Annotated in this window: 14 protein-coding genes; 7 read left to right on the top strand and 7 right to left on the bottom strand. The window is 60.0% G+C overall.

Annotated features, from left to right (window positions below):
• Positions 1-27: 27 nt before the first annotated feature.
• Positions 28-1,116: an oxidoreductase gene (locus IM265_RS12910; RefSeq protein ID WP_193031782.1), complete on the bottom strand. Its 1,089-nt coding sequence runs from the start codon at positions 1,114-1,116 to the stop codon at positions 28-30.
• 159 nt (positions 1,117-1,275) lie between these two features.
• On the opposite strand from IM265_RS12910, the gene IM265_RS12905 reads away from it, so the two are divergent.
• From IM265_RS12905 to IM265_RS12890, 4 genes are read left to right on the top strand one after another with little or no spacing between them, the layout of a single operon-like run.
• Complete coding sequence (locus tag IM265_RS12905; protein WP_069733598.1) at positions 1,276-2,778, top strand: sugar ABC transporter ATP-binding protein; 1,503 nt, start codon at positions 1,276-1,278, stop codon at positions 2,776-2,778.
• The gene (locus tag IM265_RS12900) at positions 2,775-3,770 is read left to right on the top strand and encodes an ABC transporter permease (protein ID WP_193031780.1); all 996 of its coding nucleotides are present in this window, start codon (positions 2,775-2,777) and stop codon (positions 3,768-3,770) included. Before IM265_RS12905 ends, IM265_RS12900 begins: the two co-directional genes overlap by 4 nt.
• Before the next feature lie 19 nt (positions 3,771-3,789).
• Positions 3,790-4,854, top strand: coding sequence for a sugar ABC transporter substrate-binding protein (locus tag IM265_RS12895; protein WP_193031778.1), 1,065 nt, complete (start codon positions 3,790-3,792; stop codon positions 4,852-4,854).
• On the top strand, positions 4,851-6,092 hold the full coding sequence (locus IM265_RS12890) for an LVIVD repeat-containing protein (protein WP_193031776.1): 1,242 nt from the start codon (positions 4,851-4,853) through the stop codon (positions 6,090-6,092). Before IM265_RS12895 ends, IM265_RS12890 begins: the two co-directional genes overlap by 4 nt.
• A 40-nt stretch (positions 6,093-6,132) precedes the next feature.
• Here IM265_RS12890 and mtnK read toward each other — a convergent pair whose 3' ends face one another.
• Positions 6,133-7,332: an S-methyl-5-thioribose kinase gene (mtnK, locus tag IM265_RS12885; RefSeq protein ID WP_193031774.1), complete on the bottom strand. Its 1,200-nt coding sequence runs from the start codon at positions 7,330-7,332 to the stop codon at positions 6,133-6,135.
• A 104-nt stretch (positions 7,333-7,436) separates the two neighbouring features.
• On the opposite strand from mtnK, the gene mtnA reads away from it, so the two are divergent.
• The gene (mtnA, locus tag IM265_RS12880; RefSeq protein ID WP_048961268.1) at positions 7,437-8,453 is read left to right on the top strand and encodes an S-methyl-5-thioribose-1-phosphate isomerase; all 1,017 of its coding nucleotides are present in this window, start codon (positions 7,437-7,439) and stop codon (positions 8,451-8,453) included.
• A 42-nt stretch (positions 8,454-8,495) separates the two neighbouring features.
• Positions 8,496-8,966 carry an SRPBCC family protein gene (locus IM265_RS12875; protein ID WP_048961267.1) on the top strand — a complete coding sequence of 157 codons (471 nt, stop codon included), beginning with the start codon at positions 8,496-8,498 and terminating at the stop codon, positions 8,964-8,966.
• Positions 8,967-9,019: 53 nt separating this feature from the next.
• On the opposite strand, the gene IM265_RS12870 is transcribed toward IM265_RS12875, so the two are convergent.
• The 3 genes from IM265_RS12870 to IM265_RS12860 are packed head-to-tail and all read right to left on the bottom strand — an operon-like array spanning position 9,020 to position 10,859.
• Entirely contained in the window at positions 9,020-9,562 is a 543-nt protein-coding gene (locus tag IM265_RS12870; protein WP_010428475.1) for an acireductone dioxygenase, read from the bottom strand.
• Positions 9,559-10,248 carry an acireductone synthase gene (gene mtnC, locus IM265_RS12865; RefSeq protein ID WP_045261029.1) on the bottom strand — a complete coding sequence of 230 codons (690 nt, stop codon included), beginning with the start codon at positions 10,246-10,248 and terminating at the stop codon, positions 9,559-9,561. Before mtnC ends, IM265_RS12870 begins: the two co-directional genes overlap by 4 nt.
• On the bottom strand, positions 10,245-10,859 hold the full coding sequence (locus IM265_RS12860; protein ID WP_193031772.1) for a methylthioribulose 1-phosphate dehydratase: 615 nt from the start codon (positions 10,857-10,859) through the stop codon (positions 10,245-10,247). The genes mtnC and IM265_RS12860 overlap by 4 nt, the downstream gene beginning before the upstream one ends.
• A 122-nt stretch (positions 10,860-10,981) precedes the next feature.
• On the opposite strand from IM265_RS12860, the gene IM265_RS12855 reads away from it, so the two are divergent.
• Positions 10,982-12,142, top strand: coding sequence for a pyridoxal phosphate-dependent aminotransferase (locus IM265_RS12855; protein ID WP_049138710.1), 1,161 nt, complete (start codon positions 10,982-10,984; stop codon positions 12,140-12,142).
• Here IM265_RS12855 and IM265_RS12850 read toward each other — a convergent pair whose 3' ends face one another.
• The gene (locus tag IM265_RS12850) at positions 12,143-12,769 is read right to left on the bottom strand and encodes a ParB/RepB/Spo0J family partition protein (protein ID WP_193031770.1); all 627 of its coding nucleotides are present in this window, start codon (positions 12,767-12,769) and stop codon (positions 12,143-12,145) included.
• Positions 12,754-13,977, bottom strand: coding sequence for a phosphoadenosine phosphosulfate reductase (locus tag IM265_RS12845; protein WP_047367717.1), 1,224 nt, complete (start codon positions 13,975-13,977; stop codon positions 12,754-12,756). Before IM265_RS12845 ends, IM265_RS12850 begins: the two co-directional genes overlap by 16 nt.
• Between the last annotated feature and the right edge of the window lie 50 nt (positions 13,978-14,027).

The raw sequence follows: 14,027 nt of genomic DNA, 5'->3' as shown, positions 1-14,027 counted from the left end.
ATCATTAGGTATAGCCCGTCGGCGCAATTAACGGCGGAAGGATTCTACTTTCTCAAACGCGGCGCGCAGAGCCTCAGGCGTTAACGTCACGGGCAGATAGTGAATCGACTCCACCGGGCGCAGCGTGTGGGCGATGACCTTGTCGAGATCGTCGTGGTTATTGATGTCGACGTCCAGCTCGCGAAGCGTGGTCGGCAGGTTAAAGCGCCGGTATGCCGCCACCAGCTGCGCCAGCACGTCGTCCTGGCCGAGCAGGGCGCTCTGCACCAGAATGCCGTAGGCCACCTTGGTGCCGTGCAGGTATTTTTCCGTCTGCGGCAGCACGGTTAAGCCGTTGTGCACCGCGTGCGCCGCCGCCACGCGGGTGTAGCGCTCCCCCAGACCGCCCACCATCCCGCCGCCGGCAATAATGGCGTCCACCACGTCCCGAAACGCCTGCGTTAGCTCGCCGCGCTGCTGGTCGGCAAGCGCTTGTTCACTGTGTTCCAGCAGCACGTCGCGGATCGCCAGCGCGCCGTTAAGGCCAAGACGCACGGTCAGCGGCAGGATTTCCGGCTGTGGGGCGAGAACCACCGCTTCGTACCACTTCGCCAGCGTATCGCCGATGCCCGCCAGCAAATATTCCGCCGGGGCGTTCAGAATGATCCGCGGCTCCACCAGCACCAGAAAGTTAGCGTCGTCAAAAATCTCAAACTGTAGCGCCTGACCGGCATCGTTGTACCAGACGGAGAGCGGCGTCCACGCTGCGCAGGTGGCGGCGATGGTGGGAATGCCCACGAACGGAACGCCCAGACGACGCGCCACGGCCTTGACGGTATCCATCACCGCGCCGCCGCCCACGCCAATCACCACGCTGGCTTCGCTTCCCGCTTCGTTCACCAGACGGGTGACGTCGCGCTCGCTGCAGTGGCCTTTAAACAGCAGGTGCTTCGCCCCCGGCGCGTTAAAGCTCTCCGGCAGGAACGGGCGCGCGCCCTCTATTGCGCGCTCGCCGTAAATCCATACCGCATGGGAAAGCTGTTCCGGAGTAAAGAAGTCATTCAGATGCGCAAGGCTTCCGGAATGGGAGAAGTAGTTCGCCGGGCCGGGCACGACGCGGATGTCGGTGTTGCTCATGGTGTTGTCCTTTTTTCGCAAGCGCTAACCCGATGTTATGTCTGGACATCCGGATGGCTAATAATATTTCGCTTTATCTTATGCCTTTTCCGTCGTTGTCAGTCAACCGGAGCTGTGAAAAATTCGATAAATCAGAAGAGTTATGAAGGATTTACGCGGATGGTTTCCAGTCGTCTTGAAATGCGCGGTATCAGCCTGGCCTTTTCCGGCTTTCAGGCACTGACGCGCGTGGACTTCACGCTGAACGGCGGGTCGGTGCATGCGCTGACGGGCGCCAACGGTGCGGGGAAATCAACGCTGATGGCGGTGCTGTGCGGGACGCACGACCACTATGAAGGCGAAATCTCCATTAACAACCAGCCGGTAAACATTCGCGAGCCGCTGGACGCCAAACGGCTGGGCATCCACCTCGTGCAGCAGGAGGTGGACGTGGCGCTGATCCCCGGGCTGAGCATTGCGGAGAACATCATGCTCGACCAGCTGGCGCAGCCGGGGCACCGCTACCGCTGGCGCACCGTTCGTCAGCAGGCGCGGCAGGCGCTGGCGCAGCTCGACGTTACGCTGGACGTTCGCCGCTCCATCGACGGCTGTTCGCTGGCCGAAAAGCAGCAGATTTTGCTGGCACGCGCTTTGTCCCACCACTGCCGCTTTTTGATTCTTGACGAGCCCACCGCGCCGCTGGACGCGCACGAGAGCGAGCGTCTGTTTGCGGTGGTAAGACGTCTGCAACAGCAGGGCATCGGCGTGGTGTTTATCTCCCACCGCATTCACGAGCTAAAAGCTATCTGCGACACCCTGACGGTGCTGCGCGACGGCAAGCTGATTGAGTCCGGCCCGATGGCCGATCTCAGCGGTGAAGAAATTGTTGAGAAGATGCTCGGCCACGTGCTGAGCGATATCTACCCGCCCGCGCGACCGCCGCACGGCGACGAAACGCTGTTGCGAGTGGAAGGACTGCACGACGACGCGCTGCTGAAGGATATCTCCCTGCACCTGCGTAAAGGCGAAATCCTCGGCATTGCCGGGCTGGCGGGGGCGGGGAAAACCGAACTCTGCAAGGCGCTGTTTGGCGCCAGCAAAAGCCGCGTGGCGCGCGGTGAGCTGAATCATCAATCCTGGCAGCCGCGCGATCCGGCAGACTCGGTGCTGCGCGGCCTGGCGCTGGTGCCGGAGGAGCGGCGCAAGGAGGGCATTTTTATCGACGAGCCGGTGAGCATGAACCTTGCCGTGTGCGCCGATAACAGCTTCTCGCGCTGGAGCCTGTTTGGTCATCGTCAGGCGTGGCGCTGGGCGGAAGAAGTCATTGCCCGCGTCGGCGTGCGCGCTCGCGGACCTGGGCAGGTGCTGCGCCGTCTCTCCGGCGGCAACCAGCAGAAGGTAGCCATCGGCAAGTGGCTGCGTAATGACGCCAGCGTGCTGATTTTCGACGAGCCGACCAAAGGCGTGGACGTGAAGGCCAAAACCGATCTGTTCCAGCTGATTGACGGCCTGGCGCGCGAGGGCAAAGGGGTGATTTACGCCTCCGGCGAGTTCGCCGAGCTGGTGGGACTGTGCGACCGCATCTGCGTGCTGTGGGACGGGCGCATCGTGGCAGAAATCGCCGGGGCCGAGGCCCGTGAAGAGACACTACTTTATTATTCAACCGGAGGAACGGCGTCGTGAGCAAGGCCCTTTCAGTAAACGCGACGGCGTCTGGCCGTCAGCAACTTTTTGATTTTCTCTATAAATGGGGCATGCTGCTCACCGTCGTCGCGCTGGTGGCCGTCTTTGGCATGGCGTCGGACAGCTTCCTCGATCCGAACAACATCATCAACATTCTGCGCTCGATTGCCATCGTGACGGTGATTGCCGTTGGCGTGTCGATTTCATTGACCGTCGGCGGGTTCGATCTCTCCGTGGGCTCCACGGCGTCGCTGGCGAACGCGCTGGTGATTTCGCTTTTCGTCTGGCACGGCTTCGGCACCACCGAGTCGATTGTAATCACTCTCGCGCTCTGCACGCTGGTCGGCCTGTTTAACGCTTTCCTGATCGTCATCCTGCGTATTCCGGACATGCTCGCCACCCTTGCCAGCCTGTTTGTCATCCAGGGCGTGGCAATGACCTACAGCTATGGCGGGTCGATTACCGAGAACATGGTGCTGCCGAGCGGCGACATGGCGGAGGGGACCATTCCGGCGACGTTCAGCCTGCTGGGGCAGGTGCCGACCATCGTCATCATCATGCTGGCGGTGACCCTTCTGGCGCAGCTGGGGCTGTCGCTGACCACACACGGACGCCGGATGTACGCCATTGGCGGCAACCCGGAAGCGGCGCGCCTCTCGGGCATTCGCACCACGCGCTACAAGGTGGCGGCCTACGTGATTGCCTCTCTGCTGGCGGGGCTGGGCGGCATTCTGCTGGCCTCCCGCATCGGGTCGTCGCAGGTCAATGCGGGCGGCGGTTATCTGATGGATGCGGTGGCCGCGGCGTGGATTGGCTTCTCGCTGGCCGGGTCCGGCAAGCCGAACGCGCTGGGCACGCTGGTGGGGGCGGTGATCCTCGGCGTGCTGTCGAACGGGCTGGTGATGCTCTCCGTGCCGTATTACGCCATGGACATAATAAAAGGGCTGGTGCTCGCGGTGGCACTGGCGATTACCTACATACAAAAACGCTGACAACACAACGGGATAAAAAATGAAAAAGATTGCGCTCTCTTTGGTGGCACTGGGGTTACTCACTTCTCTGCCGGGATTCGCGGCCACGCCCGCGCCGGTTCCGGCCGCCATTGCGAACCACGACGGACCGATCCGCATCGCGGTGATCCGTAACCTCGGCTCGGACGACAACACCACGCAGTTTGTTGCCGGGGCCATTCAGGAAGGGAAAAAGCTCGGCTTTAAGGTCAGCACCTTTTTGAGCAACGGGGATGACGCCAAATTCCAGGACTTCGTTAACCAGGCCATCAGTCAGAAATATGACGGGATCATCCTGTCGCAGGGACGCGATCCGTACTCTACCGCGCTGGTGAATAAGGCGGTGGATGCCGGGATCAAGGTCGCCGTATTTGATACCGCCGTAAACGGCGAGATCCCGGGCGTGACCGTCACCCAGCAGGACGACGCCTCCCTGACGAATCTCTCCTTCGGCCAGCTGGCGAAAGATTTCAACGGCAAGGCCAACATCGTCAAGCTGTGGGTAGCGGGCTTCCCGCCGATGGAGCGCCGTCAGGCAGCCTATAAAGAATTGCAAAAGCAGTACCCGGAGATTAAAGAGCTGGAGTCCATCGGCGCGGTCTCTTCTGACGTGCAGGGCGACACCGCCAACAAGGTGGGCGCGATCCTGGCGAAATACCCGAAAGGCAAAATCGACGCCATCTGGGGCACCTGGGATGCCTTCAGCCAAGGCGCGTATAAGGCGCTGAAGGAGAACGGCCGTACCGAGATTAAACTCTACAGCATCGACATCTCCAACCAGGATCTGCAGCTGATGCGCGAGCCGGGCAGCCCGTGGAAGGTGAGCGTGGCGGTGGATCCGAAGCTGATTGGTGCGACTAACGTGCGCCTGATCGCCAACAAGATTGCCGGGGAAGCCACGCCTGCCACTTACGACTTCAAAGCCGCCGCGATCCCGCAGGCGCTGCTGACCGCGCAGCCGGGGGCGGTGAACGTAGCGTCGCTGGGCAAAATCATTCCGGGCTGGGGCCAGACGGAAGATTTTATCGCGCCGTGGTTTGCGACGCTGGAAGCGAAAAATAAATGAGCATCCTCCCCACGCCAGAATACAGCCGCAATATGCGGCTGATCGGCCATAGCGATCAGGGCGGTCGCCCGGACGGCGTGCAGCTGATGGTGCACCGCGGTTTCGCCTATATCGGCCATATGGTGTCGCAGGGCTTTTCGATAGTAGACGTGCGCGACCCGAAAAAACCGAAACCCGCGGGCTATTTTCCTGCGCCGCCGGGTACCTGGAACGTGCACCTCCAGGCGCATGACGACCTGCTGCTGGTGATCAACGCCCGGGATCTGTTTGCCGATGCCCGCTTCGCCGACGAGAAGGTCTACTACACCCGTCAGGTAGGAGAGACCGTCAGCGACGTTCAGGACAGGGGCTGGAGCGCCGGGCTTCGCGTTTTTGATATCTCCACGCCGGACGCGCCGCGCGAAATTGGCTTTCTCTCGCTGAGCGGCATCGGCATACACCGCATCTGGTACGTGGGTGGCCGCTGGGCGTACGTGTCGGCGCTGATCGACGGTTTTACCGACTACATTTTCCTGACCATTGACCTGGCCGACCCGCGTAAGCCCGAGGTGGCGGGGCGCTGGTGGCTGCCGGGGATGAACCAGGCCGCAGGGGAAACGCCCACATGGCCTGAGGGCAAGCGCTACGCGCTCCACCACGCGATTATCGCCGGCGATACGGCGTACGGTAGCTGGCGCGACGGCGGCTTAACGCTGCTGGACGTGAAGGACCGCAGTCAGCCGACGCTGATCAGCCACCGCAACTGGAGCCCGCCGTTTGGCGGCGGGACGCACACCGCGCTGCCGCTGCCGGACCGGGATCTGCTGGTGGTGCTGGACGAAGCGGTGCTCGATAACCAGGAAGACGGCGAGAAGCTGATCTGGCTGTTTGATATTCGCGAGCCGTCGAACCCGGTGAGCATCTCGACCTTCCCGCAGCCGAATGAAACCGACTACGTGGCAAAAGGGGCGCATTTCGGCCCGCACAACCTGCACGAGAACCGGCCGGGGAGCTTTGTCAGCTCAACGCTGATTTTTGCTACCTATCAGAATGCGGGCGTGCGCGCGTATGACATCTCCAATCCGTATCGCCCAGTGGAAACCGGTGCGCTGGTGTCCGCGGCACCGGAGAGGATGATGGACACGCGGCCGAATCGCCCGCAGGTGATCCAGTCCTGTGACGTGTTTGTGGATGCGCAGGGAATTATCTACAGCACGGACTATAACGCCGGGCTGTCGGTGATTGAGTATCTGGGGTAAGTGCGGTTTGATGCCCTCTCCGACAGGGAGAGGGAGAAAATCAACTGTATTGCCGCACCCGCGCCACCAGATCTTCCGCGTTGTCGATACGGTCGGCAATCACAATGAGCGCCTTGCCGAGCGTTATCGCGTGGCGCAGGCATTCGTGGCGCATGGCCTCGTCCTGGATGCTGTCGATATCCGCGACGTGGGAAAGCCCGACGCTGCGGCGAATGAGTTCGGTGCCGCAGAACCCGATGGCATCATGCCAGACCTTTTTCAGGAACGCGGAGGCATAGCCTGGCGCGCTGAGCGCGGCGTCGCGTGCTTTCTCGTTTGCCAGCGCCTGGAAGCGTTCCGCGAAGGTGTTCCACAGCTCCTGAATATCGGTCAGGCGCTGCTCGCGCGCGGCGGCGGCATCGCGAATGCCCAGATGCCCCGGCAGGCCGCAGAAGTTGAGCAGCAGGTTGCCGATGGCGGTGCCGACGTCAAAGCCAATCGGCCCGAAATAGCCGAACTCGGCGTCGATGGCCTTCAGGCTGCCGTCGGCCACAAAAATCGAGCCGCTGTGAATATCCCCGTGCAGCAGCGCTTCGGCATGCGAGAAGAAGCGGTGCTTCAGGGAGGCCACGGCAATTTTTAGCGGGGCGTCGTCGCGCAGGCCGGCGACGTCATTTTCCAGCTCGGCAGGGTAGTTATTGCGCTCATGAACCTGGTACGGATCGTTGAAGAACAGATCTTCGGTGATCTCACACATCTCCGGGTTGATGAATTTCGCCACCTGCGCTTTTTTCTCGTGCGGGTGCAGGTAGAAATCGCTGGTGTGAAACAGCGCGTGCGCGAGGTATTCGCCCAGCTGGCGCGCCGCCTGCGGGTAGTAAATGTTGTTGATCAGCTCGCCGCGCCAGATGCGATGGCTGGAGAGATCTTCCATCACCATCACCGCCAGTTCCGGGTCAAAGTGGTGGATTTTCACGGTGTGCTGCGGGCTGTGCTGGTAATGCTCGACCAGGGTTTGCGCCTCGAGGCGGGCGCGATCCAGCGTCAGCGGCCAGGACTCGCCGACGCAACGCACGTAGGGCAGCGCCTGTTTGACGATGATGCGGCTCACGCCCGCGCTGTCGTAAATTTTAAAAACCAGATTGAGGTTGCCGTCGCCCACTTCCTGCGCCTCTACCAGCGATGACGGATCGTCAAGCCCACCAAACTGCCTGGCATACTCCACGGCGTCCTGAGCGGTAAAGGTACGGTATTGCGACATGGCCTGCTCCTCACGAGTTAACTAATTAAGACATGTAGACGTCTATACATCTGGATTTCATCCTGACACAATGTGCTACAACAACGCAACAGGGAATTAACGACATGCAGACATTACAGACGACCAGCCTGCGGGTGGCGGATAATCAGCTCTTTATTCTCGACCAGCAGGCGCTTCCGCAGGAGAAACGCTGGCTGGATGCCTCAACGGTGGAGGCGCTGGTTGGGCATATCCACGCTCTGCGCGTGCGTGGCGCGCCGTTGATTGGTCTCTCTGCAAGCCTGCTGCTGGCGCTGCTGGCGGAAAACGGCAAAAGCCGCGATGAGCTGGCGGTGGCGCTGGAAACGCTTCGCGCATCCCGCCCGACGGCGGTAAACCTGATGAACAACCTCGACCGCATGAAGCTTGCGCTGTGGGAAGAGGATTTCGTTCCGGCGCTGGTGGCTGAGGCGCTGCGCCTGATTGACGAAGACAAACGGCTTTGCGACGCGATTGCAAAAGCGGGCAGCGCGCTGGTGAAGCCCGGCAGCCGTCTGCTGACCCACTGCAACACCGGCGGGCTGGCAACCGCGGGCGTCGGTACGGCGCTGGGCGTGATTGCCCGCGCGCATCAGGAAGGCAACGTCAGCAGCGTCTGGGTGGATGAAACCCGTCCGCTGTTGCAGGGCGGCAGGCTGACCGCATGGGAGCTGGGCGAGCTGGGGGTGCCGTATCAACTGATTACCGACTCCATGGCCGCCAGCCTGATGGCGAAAGGGCAGGTGGACGCCGTGTGGGTGGGGGCCGATCGCATCGCCGCTAACGGTGACGTGGCGAACAAGATCGGCACTTATTCGCTGGCGGTGCTGGCGAAATTCCACGGCATTCCGTTCTACGTCGCCGCCCCACAAACGACCCTCGACCCGGCCTGCCCGAACGGGGATGCGATCCCCATCGAGCAGCGCGCCGCCAGCGAAGTGACGGGCGTTGCCGGAAGCTTTGGCGCAGTGCAGTGGGCGCCGGAAGACGCGCAGGTCTATAATCCGGCATTCGACGTCACGCCTGCCTCGCTGATTAGCGGCTGGGTGCTGGATACGGGGGTGGTCACGCCGGATGAGGTGGCGGAAGGGAAATTTGCCTGAGTCCGGCTATCCTTTAAGGGGGTTCCCTGAGAGGACAACATTGTGACGCTCGATCCTGAAACAGACTTAAAACTGGAGCGCGTGGTGGACGCACCGCGCGACCTGCTCTGGCTCTGCTGGACCACGCCGGACCACATCAAAAACTTCTTCATTCCTGCTCCGCACAAGGTGACCGAATGCGACCTCGACCTGCGCGTGGGCGGGCGGTTCAACACCGTGTTTGAGGTGGACGGGCAGCGGATGGATAACCGGGGTGTCTTCCTGGAAATCGACCCGGGGAAAAAGCTGGTGTTTACCGACGGCTATACCGAAGGCTGGAAACCGGCCGAGAAGCCGTTTATGACGGCAATTTTGTTGCTGGAAGACGTCGGGGAGGGGAAAACCCGCTATACGGCGATTGCGCGCCATCCGACAAAGGAAATCCGCGAGCAGCATGAACAGATGGGCTTCCACGAAGGGTGGGGGATAGTGCTGGATCAGCTGGTGGAGTATGTGAAAGGGCTTAACGCTTAGTGCGCGCTGGTGCCCTCACCCCGACCCTCTCCCTGTGGGAGAGGGAGAAAAGATCAGGCCAGGCGTGGATACGCATCCGCGATCGCATCGCCCGTAAACTGGGCAACCCAGCCTTCCGGATTGTCGAAAATACGAATGGCCGTAAAGTTCGGCTCTGAGCCCATATCAAACCAGTGCGGCGTGCCCGCCGGCACGGAAATCAGGTCGTTTTTCTCGCACAGTACCTGGTACACCTCATCGCCAATGTGCAGGCAGAACAGCCCGGCACCTTCCACGAAAAAGCGTACTTCGTCCTCGCCGTGGGTGTGTTCGTTCAGGAACTTCGCGCGCAGCGCCTCTTTCTGCGGATTGTCGGCGCGCAGGCTGATGACATCCCAGCTCTGATAGCCTTTCTCTGCCACCAGCTTGTCGATCGCATGTTGATACGCTTCGATCACGGCTTCGGGCGCAGGATCCTGCCCTAAATCACGGTCTGCCGCCCAGCGCTCAAAGCGCACGCCCTTAGCGTTCAGCTGTTGAGCGATTTCGGCGGCGTCGGTGCTGTGCCACTGGTGCTGGCTGGCGTCTTTATCGGAATAAATGGTCAATGCGCTCATGAAGGGATCTGCTCCGGATTAATCTCGTCAAACTGGTGGATTTGATGGTGATGGCTCGCACCGTCATCTTCACCGCGAATCAGTTGCAGGGTGCGAAAACCCGCCTGTTCAGCCGCGTCCAGCTCCTGGTGAATATCCGACAGGAACAGGATCTGCGATGGGGCGATGCCCGTTTGCGCCGCTATGTTCTTGTAAGACTGCACCTCGCGCTTGGCGCCGATGTGGGTATCAAAATAGCCGCTGAACAGATGAGTAATATCACCTTCGTCGCTGTAGCCAAATAACAGTTTCTGCGCAGCAACGGAGCCAGAGGAATAAACATACAGATCAATCCCTTGCGCCTTCCATTTTTCCAGCGCGGGCAGAACGTCAGGGTACAGATGGCCGGTAAAGTCACCGTTGATGTAGCCCTCCTGCCAGATGATGCCTTGCAGGGCTTTGAGCGCCGTCGATTTGCGGTCTTCATCCATAAAGCTAAACAGCACGTTGATGAGATCGCCGACGCCGGCATGCGGATCGCTGATTTCATCGCGCAGGTTGTCCAGAATCGATTTGACCGGCTCGGCGTACTGCTGGGCGGTCACGAAGGCCGCCAGCCGCTCACGCGCGTAGGGGAACAAAACATCATGGACAAAACGAATATCGCTGGTGGTTCCTTCAATATCCGTCACAATCGCGCGAATCATACTCTCTCCAGTTGTCGTAAACGCATTTCGCATTCAAATAAGAATTCTAAACCTTCCAGATGACGGCGGGCTTCGGCCACGTCGCGTCCCCAGCAGGTTAAGCCATGGCCGCGCAGAAGAAAACCATAATTAAGCGGACGCTCCTGGGCGTAATGGGCGATGCGCGAGGCGAGGGCGTCGATGTCCTGGTCGTTATCAAACACCGGGATGGCGACGGTATCCAGATGGGTAGTCTGCCCGGTAAGCGATTTCTGCATCTCGAAACCGCTGATATTCAGTTCGGCTTCTTTGACCAGACGCGACAGCACCGTGGCGTTAACGGTATGAACGTGCAGGACGGCGTTAGCCTCCGGGAACAGGCGATAGATAAGGGTGTGTAGCCCGGTCTCCGCCGACGGTTTTCGACCGGACGGCGCCCGGTTGGTGGCGATCTCCACCTGTAGAAAATCGTCGGTGGTCAGGTTGCCTTTGTCCTTGCCGGATTCGCTGAGCCAGCAGAGGTGCTCGTCCTGACGCACCGACATATTACCGCCGGTGGCGGGTGCCCAGCCTTTGGCGCCTATCCAGCGGCAGGCGTCGACCAGGTGTGTGAGCAGCAGGTTGTCTGTCATTTCCTTTTACCCTCTCGGCCAGGAATATTGATATGGTTTAGACGTCTAAGCGTCTTGATTGCCAAAGACTAACATCGTGTTATAGTGGCAGCAACATAAGTATTACAAGCAGGCACGACAACATGAGCAATAACGTATTGATCCCGCAGAGTAAACTTCCTGATCTCGGTACCACCATCTTTACGCAGATGAGCGCCCTGGCGCAGCAGCACAATGCCATTAACCTCTCGCAGGGGTTCCCGGATTTTGACGGTCCGAAATATTTGCAGGAACGTCTGGCGCACCACGTGGCGCAGGGGGCGAATCAGTATGCGCCGATGACCGGCGTGCAGGCGCTGCGGGAGGCCATTGCCGACAAAACGGCGGCGCTGTATGGCTATCACCCTGATGCGAACAGCGATATCACGGTGACGGCAGGAGCGACCGAAGCGCTGTACGCGGCCATCACCGCGCTGGTGCGCGCGGGGGATGAAGTCATCTGCTTTGACCCAAGCTACGACAGCTATGCGCCTGCGGTTGAACTCTCCGGTGGCGTGGTGAAGCGCGTGGCGCTCCAGCCGCCGCATTTCCGCCCGGACTGGCAGGCGTTCGCCGCGCTGCTGAGTGATAAAACCCGTCTGGTGATCCTGAATACCCCGCACAACCCGTCGGCGACGGTGTGGCAAAAGGCCGATTTTGCCGCGCTGTGGCAGGCTATCGCCGAGCGGGAAATTTACGTCCTGAGCGATGAAGTCTACGAGCACATCTGCTTTGCGGAGGAAGGGCACGCCAGCGTGCTGGCCCATCCGCAGCTTCGCGAGCGCGCGGTAGCGGTGTCGTCATTTGGCAAGACCTACCATATGACCGGCTGGAAGGTAGGGTACTGCGTGGCCCCGGCGGCCATCAGCGCGGAGCTGCGCAAGGTGCACCAGTACCTGACCTTTGCGGTCAACACGCCTGCCCAGCTGGCGCTGGCGGACATGCTGCGCAGCGAACCGCAACACTATCGCGAGCTGCCGGATTTTTACCGCGCGCGTCGGGATCTGTTTGTAAATGCGCTGAGCAAAAGCCGTCTGGAAATTCTGCCGTGTGAAGGGACCTACTTCCTGCTGGCGGACTACAGCGCGATTTCCGATCTGGACGACGTCAGCTTTTGCCGATGGCTGACGACGGAGGTGGGCGTGGCGGCTATTCCGCTGTCGGTGTTCTGCGCCGATCCCTTCCCGCATAAGCTGATTCGCCTGTGCTTTGCGAAGCAGGAATCGACGCTGCTGGCGGCGGCGGAGCGTCTGGCGACGCTCTGACTATTTCACCGTCCAGGCTTCGGAATAGCGACGGTCTGCAAACAGTTCCAGCAGGCCGTTGATCTGCTTCAGGCGCAGCACCTCGTCGCTGTCCATCCCCAGTTCCTTACCAATTTTCTCATCGTTCCAGCCAAGCTGGGTCAGCTCCCGGACGATGTCGGACATGGCGTTGATCTGGTGGCGTCCCCTCGCACGGTTGTGGCGGATGGTGGCGGCCATCCGGTCAAGCTTTTGCTGGCGATCTTTGCGCAGGCAGGTGACGGGCAAATAGCCCCGAAGCTGGCGCTTCAGCGCGGCCCTGCTTTTACCGATTTCGTGACGATGGAAGCCGTCGACAATTTCGTAATGCGCTGGCTCGCTTTCCGTCACCACGATGGGCTGCGTAAACCCGTCGAGCTCGAGCGATTGACTCAGCAGACGCTTTTCCGGCGGCGCCACGTTATTCGGGTTGTAGTCGTTGGCAACGATAGCGTCCTGCTTTATCCACAGCACGCAGTCGACGGGCTGGTCGCTGAACGGGCTGAGATGATGCATGGCCTGGCGAAAAGCATTGATGGCATCTATACGTTGCTCATCGGTGAGCGTCTGCAAATAGGTTTCCAGTTCGGTAATCAGTCGTTGCTGCATAAGATCCCCCACTCATTGCGTTTTGATTTCATCCGTTCGCTATAGCGCTGATAGTGCTTTGGTTTGTTCGGGCTAAAGGAGAGGGCCCGACACCAGTAATCGTTGTTGAGCAGAACCTTGCATATTCGCCGCCAGGACGGGATATCCTTTGAGCCGATATCACCCTCCTGCGTATCGGGAAGATCGGACATCCCGCGCTTCTGATACCAGTGCAGGTACACCGCGACTTTATTGCGATAATGTTCAGCCGTCTGTTGCGGCATGCTGTCGAGGAGCAGCATGGCGTACTCTTGCCAGCTGAGGTGGTCGGGCTTGAGGATCTTTCTGTGACCGTAGAAGTGGTTGTCGTGCCCCGCGTAAATTCCGCCGCTGCGCACACCGCTGACGCGTGCGCACATGGCGGCCCAGCGTTCAGGTTCAACGACATGATAGAGCCATAAGCCCTGTCGCTGCTCCGGGCCAAAGGGTTCACAGATGCGCATGTAGCGCGGCGGCACGCCGGCCTGGTACATCAGATTGTAGAGGGGGTTATAGGCGCAGCCCGTTTTGGCAAACCAGGTCCAGATGTCGGCGGTTTTCCAGTCGTAGAGAGGATAGATATACCAGGCATGACCGCCGGGCGCGACGGTCGTCCAGGGTTTGTCGTCGGAAAAGCGCTGCTTGCGTGCGCAGGCGATTGCCAGGAAGCGGTTATAGGATTCGTCGGCGCGGATGCCCACCATCACTGCGGCGGGGCGCCTTCGCGCATACCATTCGGCAAAGTCCCTGACGAAGGCCTCGAAGGTCATCCCCTGCTGATAAAAATCAAAATAACACGTACTGGTGATGGCATCAGGCGGAGGCTGTCTGACCCAGCTTATGCCGGGTTCCCAGCACTGCCATTCCGGCTGGTACTGAGAGAGGGCATTTTGCGTGGTGATCGGCAGCGCCACCCACCAGAACTGATTGATGACGTCACGATATTGGGTCCTCATGTTCTCAATATGCTCAATGGTGCAGGAGAACTGTGCTTCCCAGTCCAGAAAAAGGACATCTATTTTTCTGTTCAGCTGCCGCGCCCGTTGCGCAGCAAGATGAAGCATCACCGTTGAATCTTTTCCGCCAGAAAATGAGACGCACACGCGGGTAAAATTTTGCAGCGTCCAGTTTATGCGTTCTGAAGCAGCCTCCAGAACGTTTTCCTGAAGAGGGTATTTATAGATAGACATGATGAGTCGCATCCTGCGTATGGAATACCGTTAATGCTATTAAACTGCCA

The sequence above is a fragment of the Enterobacter cloacae complex sp. P17RS genome (assembly GCF_014895885.1).
GTDB classification, from domain to species: domain Bacteria; phylum Pseudomonadota; class Gammaproteobacteria; order Enterobacterales; family Enterobacteriaceae; genus Enterobacter; species Enterobacter bugandensis.
This window is presented reverse-complemented; position numbering and strand designations above follow the sequence as displayed.